This window comes from Curtobacterium sp. VKM Ac-2884, assembly GCF_015350945.1.
Classification (GTDB): domain Bacteria; phylum Actinomycetota; class Actinomycetes; order Actinomycetales; family Microbacteriaceae; genus Curtobacterium.
Window position 1 is genome coordinate 219,508 of sequence record NZ_JADKSA010000005.1, and the last position, 14,129, is coordinate 233,636.

The window sequence follows — 14,129 nt, forward strand, 5'->3', positions numbered from 1 at the left end:
CGATGCCAGGGTTGCAGCATGCAGAACACGCTGAGCCAGCTCCGGGCCAACCCGACCGAGTGGCGCCGCCGGGGGCTCACCCCGCCCGACGTCGTCCAGGCGATGATCGAGCAGCGTCTCGCCGAGCCCGGCTACTCGCAGCCCGTCGGCGACCCGTCGTACCAGGACTTCTTCCGCGCCTGAGCGCTGACCGCTTGCATGCGCCAGGTGGCGCGGAGGTGGCCGTCCGATAGACTCGGGTGGACCACCGGCCCGCCTGGTCGCGTGAGGTCCTCCGCCAACGTGAGGAGAACCAGATGCCCGCAGCAGTCATCATCGGAGCCCAGTGGGGCGACGAGGGCAAGGGGAAGGCCACCGACCTCCTCGGCTCCCGCATCGACTACGTCGTGAAGTTCAACGGCGGCAACAACGCCGGCCACACCGTCGTCGTCGGCGGCGAGAAGTACGCGCTGCACCTGCTGCCCTCCGGCATCCTCACGCCCGGCGTCACGCCGATCATCGGCAACGGCGTGGTCGTCGACCTCGAGGTGCTGTTCCAGGAACTCGACGCGCTGAAGGCCCGCGGCGTCGACACCTCGAAGCTGCTCGTGTCGGCGAACGCCCACCTCATCACGCACTACCACCGCACCATCGACAAGGTGACGGAGCGGTTCCTCGGCAAGCGCCAGATCGGCACCACCGGTCGCGGCATCGGCCCGTCCTACGCCGACAAGATCAACCGCGTCGGCATCCGCATCCAGGACATCTTCGACGAGAACATCCTGCGTCAGAAGGTCGAAGCGGCCCTCGACCAGAAGAACCACCTGCTCGTCAAGGTGTTCAACCGCCGCGCGATCGACGCCGAAGAAGTGGTCGAGTCGCTGCTGTCCTACGCCGAGCGCCTGCGTCCGATGGTCGCGGACACCGCCCTCGAGATCCACCGGGCCCTGGAGCGTGGCGACACCGTCCTGTTCGAGGCCGGTCAGGCGACCATGCTCGACGTCGACCACGGCACCTACCCGTTCGTGACGTCGTCGTCGGCGACCGCCGGTGGCGCCGCGACCGGTTCCGGCATCGGCCCGGGCAAGCTCGAGCGCATCATCGGCATCGTCAAGGCGTACACGACCCGCGTCGGTGCCGGTCCGTTCCCGACCGAGCTGTTCGACGAGTCCGGCGAGTTCCTGCGCGCCAACGGCTTCGAGTTCGGCACCACCACGGGCCGTCCGCGCCGCTGTGGTTGGTACGACGCCCCGATCGCCCGGTACACCGCGCGCATCAACGGCGTGACCGACTTCGTGCTCACCAAGCTCGACGTGCTGACCGGGCTGTCGACGATCCCCGTCTGCGTTGCGTACGAGGTGGACGGCGTCCGCGTGGACGAAGTGCCCGTGAACCAGTCCGACTTCCACCACGCGAAGCCCGTGTACGAAGAGTTCCCCGGTTGGACCGAGGACATCACCGGTGCCCGTTCGTTCGAGGACCTGCCGAAGAACGCCCAGGACTACGTGCTGGCGGTCGAGGCGATGTCCGGCGCGCGGATCTCCGCGATCGGTGTCGGTCCGGGCCGCGACGCCATCGTCGTCCGGCACGACCTGCTCGGCGCCGGCGCCTGACGATGCGGGTCCTGTTCGTCTGCAGCGGCAACATCTGTCGTTCGCCGCTCGGCGCGCAGGTCCTGACGGCGCGACTCGGCCCGGACGCTGCGGCGTTCGTGGTCGAGTCGGCCGGCACCATCGCCGACGACGGTGCCGCGATGGACGGCGCCGCTGCAGCGCAGTCCGTCCGGCTCGGCGGTGACCCGTCCGGGCACGGCTCGCGGTACCTGACGGCCGCGATCGTCGAGGAGGCCGACCTGGTGCTGACGGCCGAACGGTCGCACCGCGCGGCCGTGGTGTCGCTCGCTCCCCGGGCGACGAAGCGGGCGTTCACCATCAAGCAGTTCGCGCGGGTGCTCGCGGGGCTCGAGCCCGGTGACCTGGCCGACGTGCACTCGCCCGAGGCCCTGGTCGAACGGGTCGCACGCCTGCGCGGCACCGTCCCGCCGCCGGCCGACCCCGCGGACGACGACGTCGACGACCCCTACCGCCGGTCCGAGGCGACCCACGCTCGGGTCGCCGACGAGATCGACGCCGCGCTCGCGCTGATCGCCGACGCCCTCCGGGCCGCGCTGCGCTGACGCCGCGCTGCGCTGACGCCGCGCTGCGACCTGCCTCGCACGGTGCGGGCTTGTTCGTCCGGTGCGAGGTTGGTGGCTCGGTGCGGGGTTGTAGCGGCGCACGGAGCGATCAACCTCGCACGGGCCGGCGGACACCGCACCGCGCGCCGCCGCGCGCCGCCCCGCGCCGCGCCACCGCCACCGCCACCGCCACCGCCTGCATCTTTCGGTGCAACTCCGGCAGGTGCATCCCGAAGCCGGTCGTCCCGCGACGCCGCAGTTCCTAGCGTCGATGGCATGACGAACACCACCGAAGTCCGGCCCTCCGCCGGCACCGCCGCACCACGACGCAGGGGAGTCGGCGGCGTCGTCGCCCGGCACCCGCTCGCGTCCTTCTTCACCCTCGCGCTCGGCCTCAGCTGGCTGGCGTGGATCCCGTACATCTTGTCGCCGCACGGCCTGGGCGTGTGGGACCTGCACTTCCCCGAGGTCCTCGGCTCCGCGCAGTTCACCGGCGTGCTGCCCGGGGCGCTGCTCGGTCCGTTGGGCGGCGCGTTCATCGTCACCGCGGTCGCCGACGGTCGTCCGGGGCTGCGTCGCTGGGTCGGTCGGCTGTTCCGTTGGCGGGTCGCCTGGTACTGGTACGCCCTGGCGCTCGTCGTCGTGCCGGCCATGATCGTCGCGTCCGCACTGCCCTTCGCCGGCGGTGACGTGCGCGCTCCCTCGGCGCTGGCGTTCGCCGCCCTGGTGCCCGGCCTGCTCATCCAGCTGTTCTCCACCGGCCTGAGCGAGGAGCCCGGCTGGCGCGACTTCGCCCTGCCCCGCCTGCAGCACCGTTTCGGCGGGCTCGGAGCCGCTGCGATCCTCGGTCCGATCTGGGCGCTCTGGCACATGCCGCTCTACCTCAGCGACTGGGGCGGGTGGCCGAACGCGCACTGGAGCGAGCCTGTCGTCTTCGCCCTGTTCACGATCACGTTCAACGTCGTGATGATCCAGGTGTTCAACAAGACCGGCGAGAGCCTGCCCCTCGCCCTGCTGTTGCACGTCGGCGTGAACAACACGATCTCGACGCTGTTCCCGGAGATGTACCCGAGCATGACCGCCGGCACGCTGATGATCGGCCTGACCATCACCTCGACCGTCGCCGCCGCGGTGCTCCTCGTCGTGACCCGCGGCCGCCTGGGCTACGACCCGGCTCGCCGCGCGCTGCCGATCGACGCCCCGGTCCCCGCCCGCACGCGCCTCGTAGGATCACACGATGGCCTCCGCTGACCCGCGCACCCGCACGCAGCGCGACGGCGCGCAGCGCACCCGCGACCGCCGCGTCGACGTGCTCGTCGCGCTCGGCACGGCCGCCGTGGCCCTCGGCCTGCTCGTCGGCCTGCCCCCGCTCGACGCGATCGACCCCGACGGCTCGACCCTCGGCGCGACCGCCCCGGCACCGCTCAGCACCGCGTGGACCGTCCTGGCCGCCGGGTTGCTGGCGCAGGCAGGGGCACTGCTCGCCGCCCGTCGCGCACCCCGCACGGTGCTGTTCCTGGTCGCGGCGCTGCCGGTGCTGGTCGCGGGCCTCGCTCCGCAGGCCTTCGCGCTGTTCGGCCTGACCGCCCTGCCGGTGGTCGTGGCCGTGGTCCTCGCGGCACTGCGGGTCCCGCTGGCGCGACTCTGGCCGGCGCTGCTCGGGGCCGCCGCACTGGTCGTGGTGGGGCAGTCGATCGGGTTCTACCAGGCCTCCGGTGCCGGTCGCGGTGACGTCGTCCAGGGCATCACCGGGTCCGCCGGCCAGGGCGTCCTGCAGGCCGTCGGCGCCGTCGGGCTCCCGCTCCTGGTCACCCTGCTGGTGCGCTCCCGCCGCGAGGTCCGCGCCGCCCGCACCGCCGAGGCGAGCGCGGTCTTCCGTGAGCAGGACGCCCTGGTCGACGCCGCGGTGTCCCGCGAACGGGCCGCCATGGCCCGCGAGCTCCACGACATCGCCGCCCACCACCTGTCCGGCATCGCCCTGATGGCCGCCGTCATCGACCGGCAGATCGACAGCGACCCGGAGCGCGCGCACGAGGGTGCCCGTCAGGTGCGGGAGCAGAGCACCGCCGTCCTCGACGACCTGCGTCGACTGGTCGGGCTCCTGCGCGAGGACGTCCCCGCCGAACGCGCGGTCGAGACGGTCGCCGGCATCGTCGACCTGGTCGAGCGTGCCCGGTTCCGCAGTGACGTGCGCCTCGACGTACTCGCTGGCGACCACGCGCGAGGAGCACCGTCGCTGGCCGACGGCGTCGGTCCGCTCGCGCAGCTCGCCGCCTACCGGACGGTGCAGGAGGCGCTGGCCAACGCCGCCCTGCACGCCCCGTCCGCCCCGTGCACGGTCACCGTCGACGACCGCGACCCGACCCGGGTGGTGATCCGGGTGGAGAACGCACGGGCCGCCGCTCCGGCAGCGCCGACCTCACCCTCGGGCGGCAACGGCCTGCGGGGGATGCGCGAGCGGGCGGACCTGGTGGGGGCGAGCCTCCAGACCGGTCCCACCGCCACCGGCGGATGGCTGGTGGAGCTGGCGCTCGGACGGGAGGCACCTGCCGCAGTCGCGCAGGCCGCCGACGGTGACGAGGTGGTCGCGTGATCCGCGTGCTGGTGGCGGACGACCAGCCGCTGGTCCGGGCCGGGGTGTCCGCGCTCCTCGGCGCGGAGGCCGACATCGAGGTGGTCGGCGTGGCCGCCGACGGCGGCGAGGCGCTGGCGCTGGCGCGCTCGTTGCGGCCCGACGTCGCCTGCCTGGACATCCGGATGCCGGTGCTGAACGGCATCGAGCTCGCGCGGCTGTTCTGCGCGCCCGACGCCGACCCGGCGATCCCGGTGCTGATGCTCACGACGTTCGACCTGGACGACTACGTGTTCGGGGCGCTCGAGGCCGGTGCCTCCGGATTCCTGCTCAAGGACGCCGAGCCGGACACCATCGTCGACGCCGTGCGGCAGGTCGCCGCGGGGAACGGGACGCTCGACCAGGCCCTGACCCGGCGGGTGCTGCGTGAGTTCGTGTCGCGCCGGAGCCTGCAACCGGTGTCGGGGGACCGGGCCGACGGGGTGCTCACCGCCCGCGAACGCGAGGTCCTGCTGCTGCTCGCGCAGGGCATGTCGAACGAGGAGATCGCGGTCGCACTCGTGCTCGAGGTCTCGACCGTGAAGTCGCACCTGGCGCGGATGCTCCCGAAGCTCGGGGTCCGGTCGCGGTTGCAGGCCGTGGTGTGGGCGTACCAGAACCGGATCGTGGCGGTCCCCGAGCCGTAGACCGCTGCGCTACCGGCGGAGCACGTGACGGTCGCGGCTCGCGGCGGCTCCGGCCACGAACTGCAGCACGAGCAGGACGAGCAGCACCACGATCGGCACGGTCCAGCCCCCGGTCGCGGTGTGCAGCAGGCCGAGGCCGAGCGGCCCGAGCCCCGCCAGCAGGTACCCGATGCCCTGCGCCATCGTCGAGACGTGGGCGGTGTGCCGGGCATCGGGCGATCGCCACACGATGTAGCTCAGCGACAGGCTGATCGCGCCGCCCTGCCCGAGTCCGAGCAGCGTCATCCACACCCAGGCGCCCGCGGCCGGCGCGACGAGCAGTCCGGCGAACCCGGCGGCGCAGAGCACCACGACGACGAGCACCGGCAGCCAGGTCGGGCGGAGGCGTCGGGCGATCGCCGGCCCGGTGATGCCGGTCACGATCCCCGGCAGGCTCGAGTAGGCCAACATCAGGCCGGCAGCGTGCGCCGAGACGCCGGCGTCCTGCAGCACGGTCGGCACCCACGTCAGGAACGCGTAGTACGACAGGCTCTGCAGCCCCATGAAGCCGGTCACCGCGATCGCCACGGGGTCGCGGAGCAGCCGCGCGAAGGTCGGTTCGTCGGCGGCACCCGCGCCGGTGGCACGGACCCGGGCGTCCGGACGCTGCAGCGCTCGCGGCAGCCACACCACGAACGCGATCGCCGCCGGGATCGCCCAGAACGCCAGTGCCGGGCGCCACGACCCGGCGAACGCGGCCATCAGCGGGACGACGGCCGCCGACGCGATCGCCGCACTGAGGAACAGCGCCGTCGAGTACAGGCCCATCATCAACCCGACCCGGTGCGCGAAGTCGCTCTTGATCGCGGCCGGCATGCAGACGTTCGCCACCGCGATCGCCGCTCCGGCCAGGACCGTGCCGCCGGAGAGGGCCCAGCCGTGCGGCTCGAGCCGGAGCGCGATGCCGATCGCCAGCACCGCCATCGTCAGGCCGAGCAGCCGGTGCAGGCCGATGCGCCGACTGAGCACCGGGGTCAGGAACGCGAACGCACCGAACGCGAACACCGGGATCGTCGTGAGCAGGCTCGCCGCCGACGGGGACAGTCTCAACGACCGCTCGATCGCCCCGAGCACGGGCCCGACCGAGGCCACGCCCATCCGCAGGTTGATCGCGATGAGCAGCAGGCCCGCGCCGACGTACCAGCCGGCGAGGAGCCGAGGTCTCGTGGTCGTGACGGGGATCGAGGCGGTGGTCATGGGTCGATCCCACCACTGCTCGCCACCGGCCCGGAACACGTAGACTGCCGCCCGATGTCGGAATCCAGCCAGGTGCCGGTCGACGCGCGGACCGTCGACCTGCGCACCGAGGCCGCCTTCGCCTTCGCGCACGCCGAGACCGTCCCGACGCACACGCACCCGCTCGGTCACCTCGTGCACGCCGCCTCCGGCGTGCTGTCGCTCATCACCGACGACGGCGCGTGGATCGCGCCGCCCAACCGCGTCGCGTGGGTGCCGGCCGGTGCCGAACACCGGCACCGGGCCCACGGGGCGACCGACATGCGGGTCGTGTTCCTGTCGGCGGACGCAGCCACGGGCCTCCCGTCCGGTCCGGCGGTGCTCGCCGTGTCGGCGCTGGCCCGGGAGGCACTGCTCGCGTTGACGACGGACGCTCGCCGTTCCGAGACGGCGATCGAGCACCTGCGGGCGGTCGTCGTGGACGAGCTCGCGTCCGCGCCGGAGCAGCCGCTGCATCTGCCGCAGCCGCGGGATCCGCGGCTGCGGCAGGTGGTGCGCGCGGTCGAACGGGACCTGACCCGGCCACGCGGACTCGGTGAGCTCGCGCGTGAAGTCGGTGTGGGTGAGCGGACGCTCAGTCGCCTGTTCCGGCAGGAGACCGGGATGGGGTACCGGCAGTGGCGGTTACAGTTGCGGGTGCACCGGGCGCTCGTCCTGCTGGCCGGTGGAGCCTCGGTGACCGATGCCGCGGCCGCGTGCGGATGGGCGACGACGAGTCAGTTCATCGACCAGTTCACACCACTCGTGGGCATGACGCCCGGGGTGTACCGGCGACGTCAGCCGGTGGTGCGCGGCGGTCCGTGACCGGATCGTGCTGGTCCGGTTTGCGCGCGATCCCCGTTCGGGGGCTTTGATGGGTCGCATGTGCCTGGTGTGGTGAATGCATGCACATCGAAACGCCGGACCCGGCGTCGCTCCGCTCGACGGTCGTCGAGGGGATGATCCGCGCGCTCCGGGCCCGCCCGCTGCACGAGGTGACCCCGGCCGTCGTCGCAGCCGAAGCCGGGGAGTCGGTGGACGTCGTCGACCAGACGTTCCCGAGCTGGGACGGCCTGCTCCTGGCGACGATCGACCGCTGGAACGACCAGCGCACCACGCCGCTCTTGCCGCTCGCCGAACAGTACGGCACCGTGCCGTTCCTGCGGGCCATCGTCACCGCCAACATCGCCGACCCGTCACTCATGCGGTTCCTCACGGCCAGCCTGAACATCGCCGCCTCGCCGGAACACCCGTTGGCGCCGATGCTGCACTCCCGCTGGCGGCGCTTCCACGCGTTCGTGCAGCACTCCCTCGAGCGGGACATCCTGCTCGGCCGGGAGCCGCGGACCATGGAGCCCGCACGCGGTTCCGAGCAGCTGCTCGCGACCTACGAGGGGCTGCAGTTGCAGTCGATGGTGCGGCCGGAGATGGAGCTGCTGGAGTCCTTCGACCGTGCCGTGACCCGCCTGCGCGAAGGATGGTCGCGGACCTACGTCGCGCCCGTCTGGGACCTCGACCTGGTGAGCTGACCCGGACCTCGTGGGCTGACCCAGACCTCGTGGGATGACCCAGACCCACCACAGACCACGGACGCTAGGGCGTCCGAGGGCAGACGCCAGCCGTCTGCATGCGAGACCGCTCGATTCGGGTTCGAGCGGAAGCGCACCCACCGTGCCGCCGCTCGATTCGGGTTCGAGCGGCGGCACGCACACCGATCACCCACGTGGCACCGCGACGACGCCGTGCCGGCGAGGAACGCACAGCACATGCAGCACCTGACGATCTCGGTCGCGGCCGAGCCCTTCGACCTCGAGGACGCCGTCCGGCTGCGCGCCGCAGCGCGGATCGAGGTCGACCGGATCTACGGGCGGTCGGCCGACACCGGACGGCCGCTCACCGGGGCGACCGCCGCCGTGCACGTCATCGCCCGCGACCCCTCGGGCCTGGCGCTCGGAACCGGTTCGCTCAGTGCCGCGGGGGACGGGGTCTTCGAGATCCGCCGGCTGTTCGTCCGACCAGACTCTCGCGGGCAGGGCGTCGGCGACCTGCTGGTGCTCGAGCTGCTCGCGCAGGCCGAGGAGCTGCAGGCACCCGCGGTCGTGGCGGAGATGGGCGTGCTGCAGCCGCACGCGGCCGCGCTGCTCGCCCGCAACGGGTTCGTGCGGATCCAGCCGTTCGGCCCCTACCGCGACGACCCCGAGTCGGTCTGCTTCTCGCGGGCGCTCTGACAGGGCGGCCGCCGGGTGGCTTCGCGCTTCGGGCGGGCGGCCGGTCGGCTGCAGGGCTCGGCTACGGTCGAGGCATGGGGAACGACGACGTGGCCGGGCAGCAGCGGCAGGATCGGGACCGGTGGTGGCTCTGGTGCGCCGGCGGGTTCGTGCTGTCGCTCGGGCTGCTGCTCGTGCTGGGGCAGTGGTTCCCGGTGAGTGCTGGGGTCCTCGGCGGTTGGTTCGTGCTCGCGTTCTCGTCGCGGGCGATCCCGTCGGGTCGTCAGTCCTCGGCGAACTCGGCCAGCACGATCGCTGCGTTCGTGCTCACGGTCATCGGCCTGGGACTGCTGATCGGCGTGGTCTGGCCGAGCCGGGGCGAGGCTGACCCACGCATCGAGGGGATCGTCCTCGGAGCAGTGCTCACCGCGGTCGGTCTGACGTGGATGATCGTCGTGGAGAAGCGGTTCTCGCGGCGGCAGGTCGATGCCGAGGTCGAGCGGTTCCGGCGCGAGCAGGAGTCACCGACCGGCGACTGACCTCGTCACCTGCGCTCCTGGCGCGCCGGGTGCGCCGGCAGCGCGGAGGCCCCGGTCGCCACCGGTGCTCGTCGGATCGCGATCACGGTCACGTCGTCGTCGTGCGCGACTTCGTCCGCCCGCGCGGACAGTGCCGCCACCAGTGCCGTGGGTTCGGAGCCGCAGGCCCGTGCGAGATCGGCCACGGCGTCGACGGTGTCCTCGCGCCCGCCGAACAGGTCGAGCACGCCGTCACTGAACGAGATGAGCAGGTCGCCGGTGTCGAGGAACCCCTCGGTCGTCGCCCACTCGTCGCGGAGCCCCATCCCGAGCGGAAGGTCGCTCGACCGGAGCCGATCGACGGCGCCGTCTGACCGGAGCACCAGGCTCAGGCCGTGGCCCGCATCCGCCCACCGGAAGGTCCCGTCGGTCGAGATGCGCGCGTGGAACAGCGTGGTGAAGGTCACGTCCGTCGCGCTGCCCTCGGCGGCGAGCCCGTCGGCCGCCCGCAGCAGCGCTTCGGACGGGTCGTCGACGGTGCGGGCACTGCGGACGGTGGCCCGCACGGCTGCCGCGATCAGCCCGGCTCCGACTCCCTTGCCCATCACGTCGCCGAGGCTGACGGCGATCCCGGTGTTCGTCTCGTACCAGTCGAAGAAGTCACCACCGACCGACTTCGCCGGCAGGCAGGCGCCCGCCACCGCCACGTCAGCGCCCAGGTGGTCAGTTGACGTCGGCAGCAGCGAACGCTGGACGGCGGCGGCCCGATCGATCTCCGCGCGGACGCGTTCCTCGCCCAGTCGGGCAGCGCGCACGTTGCGCCGCGCTCGCCGCGAGAGCTCCTGCACGACCGCCGCGACCGTCCCGAACACGATCACGGTGACGCCGAGACGGACCAGCTCGCTCGCGCCGGGCACGTTCGTCGGCGTCAGGAAGTAGGGCGCCATGATCACGAGCGTCACGCCCAGCGCCGCGTACACGACGGTCAGTCGCCCACGGAGGGACCCGCACCAGACGACCGGCAGGACGGCGAGCGAGGTGAAGACCGACGCGCTCGCGCCCGTGCTCGTCCGGAACAGCGCGATCGCCACGAAGTCGAGCACCAGCAATGCCGGCACGAGCCCGACGGAGTGCGGGAGCGCCAGTGCCACCGCCGCCACGACCGTCGCGAGACCGGTGACCGCGAGGCTCGCGACGAACAGGCCGTCGTCCGTCACCTGGAGCGACGGCACCGTGATGCTCAGGACGGCACCGAGCGCCAACAGCGCACTCAACGGAGCCTGCCGGGCGAGGGGGCTCTCGAGGATGCTGGTTGGGCGAGACATTCGAGAAGGACGTTACCGGTCGGGGCGGCTCGTCGTGCGTGGCCTGCGGCGAACGGTCGCAGTGTCCGGGTGGTTCTTCGACGTGCGGTGGCGTGCGGCAATGCGGACCTCCGCAATGTTCTCGCTCTGAGAACCGTGAGAGCCCGCTCAGTCGATACTCTCCTGATCGCGTTGCTACCCGAGCAACACTCATCACGTATCTAGCCAGGAGACTCCGTGTCCGACACCACCTACTCGGCGGCACCCCACCAGCCGGTCGCACCGCCACCCCCGCAGCGCGCCGCTGGCAACGGATTCGGGATCGCCTCGCTGATCCTCGGCATCCTGACGATGGCGGGCTTCGCCATCCCGTTCTTCAACTACGTCACGATCGCCACGGGCGTCGTCGGAGTCGTCCTCGGGATCATCGGGCTCGTCATCAAGTTCCGCCCGCGCAAGGCTGCGGTCGCCGGGCTGATCCTCTCCGGCCTGGGACTGGTCCTGTCGATCATCCTCGCGGTCGTCTACACAGCGATCTTCGCCGGTGCCGCCGAAGCGGTCAGCAAGGCGACGGTTCCGCCCGCTGGGACGTCTGCGTCAGCGGCTCCGGCTGACAGCGCCGCTGAGGACACGTCGAGCGCGACGGCCTCGTTCAAGGACGGCGTCCTGACCACGTCCGAGATGACGATCAAGATCACGAGCCACCGCGTCATCCCGGTCGGCCAGCCCGGCAACGAGTACGGCACCAAGCCGGTCATCGCGATCGTCTACACGACGACGAACCTGACCGACAAGGCGATCAACCCCACCCTTGCCTGGATCGGCTCGTTCGAGGCATTCCAGGACAACGACCCGAACGCGGTCAACAAGCTCGACATCGGTTCCACCCCGGGCGACCAGTACCTCGAGTCGCAGACGGAGGACATCAAGAACGGCGGCACCGTCGAGAATGCGGTCGCCTACGAGCTCGACGACGAGACGACGCCCGTGAAGCTCACCGCCAGCGAGAGCCTCTTCACCGACGACCTCGGGTCCGTCACCTACGAACTGCAGTAATCCCTTCACGACAACGGGCCGGCCTCTTCGGAGACCGGCCCGTTTCGTCTGCACTCATCAGCGGGGCCAGGTGAGCACGACGGCCACGGTGTTGAACAGGACGTGCGCCAGGATCGCCCCGCCGATGCGCCCGGTCATGGCGACGAGCGTCCCCGTCAGCAGACCGAGCACGAACGTCGTCACGAAGACCTCGAACCCCGCGACCGACGACGTGGTCGTGCTGATCGCCAGGTGCATCAGCGCGAACGCGAACGCGGTGACCAGCACCGCCAAGAACCGCGTGCGCGGCGTCAGCTCGGCCGACAGTCGACGCTGCATGACGCCGCGGAACACGATCTCCTCGAGCACCGGACTGACCAGGCACACCCCGATCGCCGAGACCACGAGCAGCAGGACGTCCGGCGTGCCGAGGGTCGGCTGCGGCGTCAGCCCGGTCGCGCCGAAGAACGCGACGGACAGCACGGCGTCGAGCCCGCGGCACACGACGACGATGCCGATCGCCGCGACGACGTCGGCCCACCCGAGCCCGAGCCGACGCACGAGGACGGCCGGAGCTGACTTCCGGAGCACCCATCCGACACCGAGCACGAGCGGCACCCACACCGCCAGGTCGGCGGCGAGCACCTGCGTGATCGGGGCGGGCAGACCCCCAGTCCGGGCGACGCCGCCGACGATGCGGGACAGCAGCACGGCGACGAGCAGCGCGATCACGATGACCTGCAGGTCCCGCACCGCCGAGGAGGGGCGGTCGGCGGTCGGCGCGTCCGGTTCGGGCTGCATGTCGCCACCGTACGGGACGCAGAACGAGACTCGACGTCGTACGACCCCGAGCGCGTCTCATCGATGTGGCAGTATTTCCCTGCCGAACGCTGGGACAATCCTGGCCGACCTGTGACGGGACTTGCAGGACGCGGCGACTTCCGGGGAAGGGTGCCGCGTGGAGCTACGCGACTACATCGCGGTCTTGCGCAAGGGGTGGGTCTTCATCCTGGTGCTGGCATTGGTCGGCGTCGCCGCGGCGGCGGGCTTCTCGCTGCTCAAGCAGCCGGTCTACTCCGCCTCGGCGCAGGTCTTCGTCTCGACGCAGACCAGCGGTAGTGCGAGTGACCTGGCGCAGGGCAACACCTTCACGCAGCAGCGCGTTCTGACCTACTCGAACCTCGTCGAGACGCCGATCGTGCTCCTGCCGGTGATCTCCAGCCTGAAGCTCGACATGACGTCCGACCAGCTCGCCGAGCTCGTCACCTCGGACGCGCCGCTCAACACGACGCTGATCTCGATCACCGTGAACGACACGAACGCCAAGCAGGCCGCCGACATCGCGAACGCGACCTCCGAGAGCCTGACCAACGTCGTGCAGAACATCGAGGCCACCGACGCCGACGGCACCAGCACGGTGAAGCTCACCCGCGTCAAGGAAGCCCAGGTGCCGAACGCACCGGTCAGCCCGAACGTGCCGGTCAACGTCGTGCTGGGCCTGCTCGTCGGTCTCGCGCTCGGCGTCGGTGTCGCGGTCCTGCGCTCGACGCTCGACAACCGCGTCCGTACCGAGTCGGACGTCGAGAAGATCAGCGAGAAGCCGGTCGTCGGTGGGATCGCCTACGACAGCAAGGCGTCGGAGCGCCCCCTCATCGTGCAGGTCGACCCGCGCAGCCCGCGGGCCGAGTCGTTCCGCACGCTCCGCACCAACCTGCAGTTCCTCGACCTCGGCACCGGTTCGCGCACCTTCGTGATGACGTCGTCGGTCGAGTCCGAGGGCAAGAGCACCACCGTCGCGAACCTCGCCATCGCACTCGACAGCGCCGGGTTCCGCGTGATCCTGATCGACGCCGACCTGCGCCGCCCGAAGATCGCGACGTACATGGACCTCGAGGGCGGTGCCGGGCTCACCGACGTGCTCATCGGACGCGCCACGATCGAGGACGTCGCCGTGCCGTGGGGCCGCGGCAACCTCGTCGTGCTCCCCGCCGGACCGATCCCGCCGAACCCGTCCGAGCTGCTCGGTTCCCGCGCGATGCAGGACCTGATCGCCGGCCTGGAGCAGCAGTTCGACTACGTGCTGTTCGACGCCCCGCCCCTGCTGCCCGTCACGGATGCCGCGATCCTGTCGAAGAAGGCCTCCGGCGCGATCGTCGCCGTGGCCTCTGGCCGCACCCACAAGGGCCAGCTCGCCGGTGCAGTCAGTGCGCTCGAGAACGTCGGTGCCCCGATCGCCGGCTTCGTCATGACCATGATGCCGACCAAGGGACCGGGTGCGTACGGCTACGGCCGCTACGGCTACGCGTACGGCTACGGCCTGCAGGACGAGGACACCCCCATGCCGAAGCCCCCGAAGCGCGGCCGCGTCGCAGCTACTCGCGGAGCCGTTCGATGACGG

Annotated in this window: 15 protein-coding genes; 12 read left to right on the forward strand and 3 right to left on the reverse strand. The window is 71.6% G+C overall.

Annotation, left to right across the window (positions count from 1 at the left end):
• Positions 1 to 18: 18 nt before the first annotated feature.
• The 6 genes from ITJ60_RS14850 (at position 19) to ITJ60_RS14875 (ending at position 5,413) form a co-directional block, all read left to right on the forward strand.
• Positions 19 to 183: a hypothetical protein gene (locus ITJ60_RS14850; RefSeq protein WP_159573348.1), complete on the forward strand. Its 165-nt coding sequence runs from the start codon at positions 19 to 21 to the stop codon at positions 181 to 183.
• A 113-nt stretch (positions 184 to 296) separates the two neighbouring features.
• Positions 297 to 1,592: an adenylosuccinate synthase gene (locus ITJ60_RS14855; protein WP_194648482.1), complete on the forward strand. Its 1,296-nt coding sequence runs from the start codon at positions 297 to 299 to the stop codon at positions 1,590 to 1,592.
• A 2-nt stretch (positions 1,593 to 1,594) separates the two neighbouring features.
• A complete protein-coding gene (locus ITJ60_RS14860; RefSeq protein WP_131847040.1) occupies positions 1,595 to 2,155 on the forward strand; it encodes a low molecular weight phosphatase family protein in 561 nt (186 codons plus the stop codon).
• Positions 2,156 to 2,431: 276 nt separating this feature from the next.
• Positions 2,432 to 3,406: a type II CAAX prenyl endopeptidase Rce1 family protein gene (locus ITJ60_RS14865; protein ID WP_194648483.1), complete on the forward strand. Its 975-nt coding sequence runs from the start codon at positions 2,432 to 2,434 to the stop codon at positions 3,404 to 3,406.
• Positions 3,393 to 4,748, forward strand: a complete 1,356-nt coding sequence (locus ITJ60_RS14870; RefSeq protein WP_194648484.1) for a sensor histidine kinase — start codon at positions 3,393 to 3,395, stop codon at positions 4,746 to 4,748. The genes ITJ60_RS14865 and ITJ60_RS14870 overlap by 14 nt, the downstream gene beginning before the upstream one ends.
• Positions 4,745 to 5,413: a response regulator gene (locus tag ITJ60_RS14875; protein ID WP_131881145.1), complete on the forward strand. Its 669-nt coding sequence runs from the start codon at positions 4,745 to 4,747 to the stop codon at positions 5,411 to 5,413. The genes ITJ60_RS14870 and ITJ60_RS14875 overlap by 4 nt, the downstream gene beginning before the upstream one ends.
• 9 nt (positions 5,414 to 5,422) lie before the next feature.
• Here the strand turns inward: ITJ60_RS14875 and ITJ60_RS14880 are convergent, their stop codons facing one another.
• Positions 5,423 to 6,649 (reverse strand): MFS transporter, encoded by a 1,227-nt coding sequence (locus ITJ60_RS14880; protein WP_194648485.1) that lies wholly within the window; start codon positions 6,647 to 6,649, stop codon positions 5,423 to 5,425.
• A 54-nt stretch (positions 6,650 to 6,703) separates the two neighbouring features.
• On the opposite strand from ITJ60_RS14880, the gene ITJ60_RS14885 reads away from it, so the two are divergent.
• The 4 genes from ITJ60_RS14885 (at position 6,704) to ITJ60_RS14900 (ending at position 9,413) form a co-directional block, all read left to right on the forward strand.
• The gene (locus ITJ60_RS14885) at positions 6,704 to 7,492 is read left to right on the forward strand and encodes an AraC family transcriptional regulator (RefSeq protein ID WP_194648486.1); all 789 of its coding nucleotides are present in this window, start codon (positions 6,704 to 6,706) and stop codon (positions 7,490 to 7,492) included.
• Positions 7,493 to 7,572: 80 nt separating this feature from the next.
• Positions 7,573 to 8,196: a TetR/AcrR family transcriptional regulator gene (locus tag ITJ60_RS14890; protein ID WP_194648487.1), complete on the forward strand. Its 624-nt coding sequence runs from the start codon at positions 7,573 to 7,575 to the stop codon at positions 8,194 to 8,196.
• A 237-nt stretch (positions 8,197 to 8,433) separates the two neighbouring features.
• Complete coding sequence (locus ITJ60_RS14895; protein ID WP_194648488.1) at positions 8,434 to 8,895, forward strand: GNAT family N-acetyltransferase; 462 nt, start codon at positions 8,434 to 8,436, stop codon at positions 8,893 to 8,895.
• Positions 8,896 to 8,969: 74 nt separating this feature from the next.
• Positions 8,970 to 9,413 carry a hypothetical protein gene (locus ITJ60_RS14900; protein ID WP_194648489.1) on the forward strand — a complete coding sequence of 148 codons (444 nt, stop codon included), beginning with the start codon at positions 8,970 to 8,972 and terminating at the stop codon, positions 9,411 to 9,413.
• A 5-nt stretch (positions 9,414 to 9,418) separates the two neighbouring features.
• Here ITJ60_RS14900 and ITJ60_RS14905 read toward each other — a convergent pair whose 3' ends face one another.
• Positions 9,419 to 10,717, reverse strand: a complete 1,299-nt coding sequence (locus ITJ60_RS14905) for a PP2C family protein-serine/threonine phosphatase (RefSeq protein ID WP_194648490.1) — start codon at positions 10,715 to 10,717, stop codon at positions 9,419 to 9,421.
• Positions 10,718 to 10,933: 216 nt separating this feature from the next.
• On the opposite strand from ITJ60_RS14905, the gene ITJ60_RS14910 reads away from it, so the two are divergent.
• Entirely contained in the window at positions 10,934 to 11,752 is an 819-nt protein-coding gene (locus ITJ60_RS14910; protein WP_323749188.1) for a DUF5067 domain-containing protein, read from the forward strand.
• A gap of 57 nt (positions 11,753 to 11,809) precedes the next feature.
• Here ITJ60_RS14910 and ITJ60_RS14915 read toward each other — a convergent pair whose 3' ends face one another.
• Positions 11,810 to 12,532, reverse strand: coding sequence for a CPBP family intramembrane glutamic endopeptidase (locus ITJ60_RS14915; protein ID WP_123672010.1), 723 nt, complete (start codon positions 12,530 to 12,532; stop codon positions 11,810 to 11,812).
• A 157-nt stretch (positions 12,533 to 12,689) separates the two neighbouring features.
• Here ITJ60_RS14915 and ITJ60_RS14920 point away from each other — a divergent pair, with 157 nt between their 5' ends.
• A complete protein-coding gene (locus ITJ60_RS14920) occupies positions 12,690 to 14,126 on the forward strand; it encodes a polysaccharide biosynthesis tyrosine autokinase (RefSeq protein ID WP_194648491.1) in 1,437 nt (478 codons plus the stop codon).
• The last annotated feature ends 3 nt before the right edge of the window (positions 14,127 to 14,129 follow it).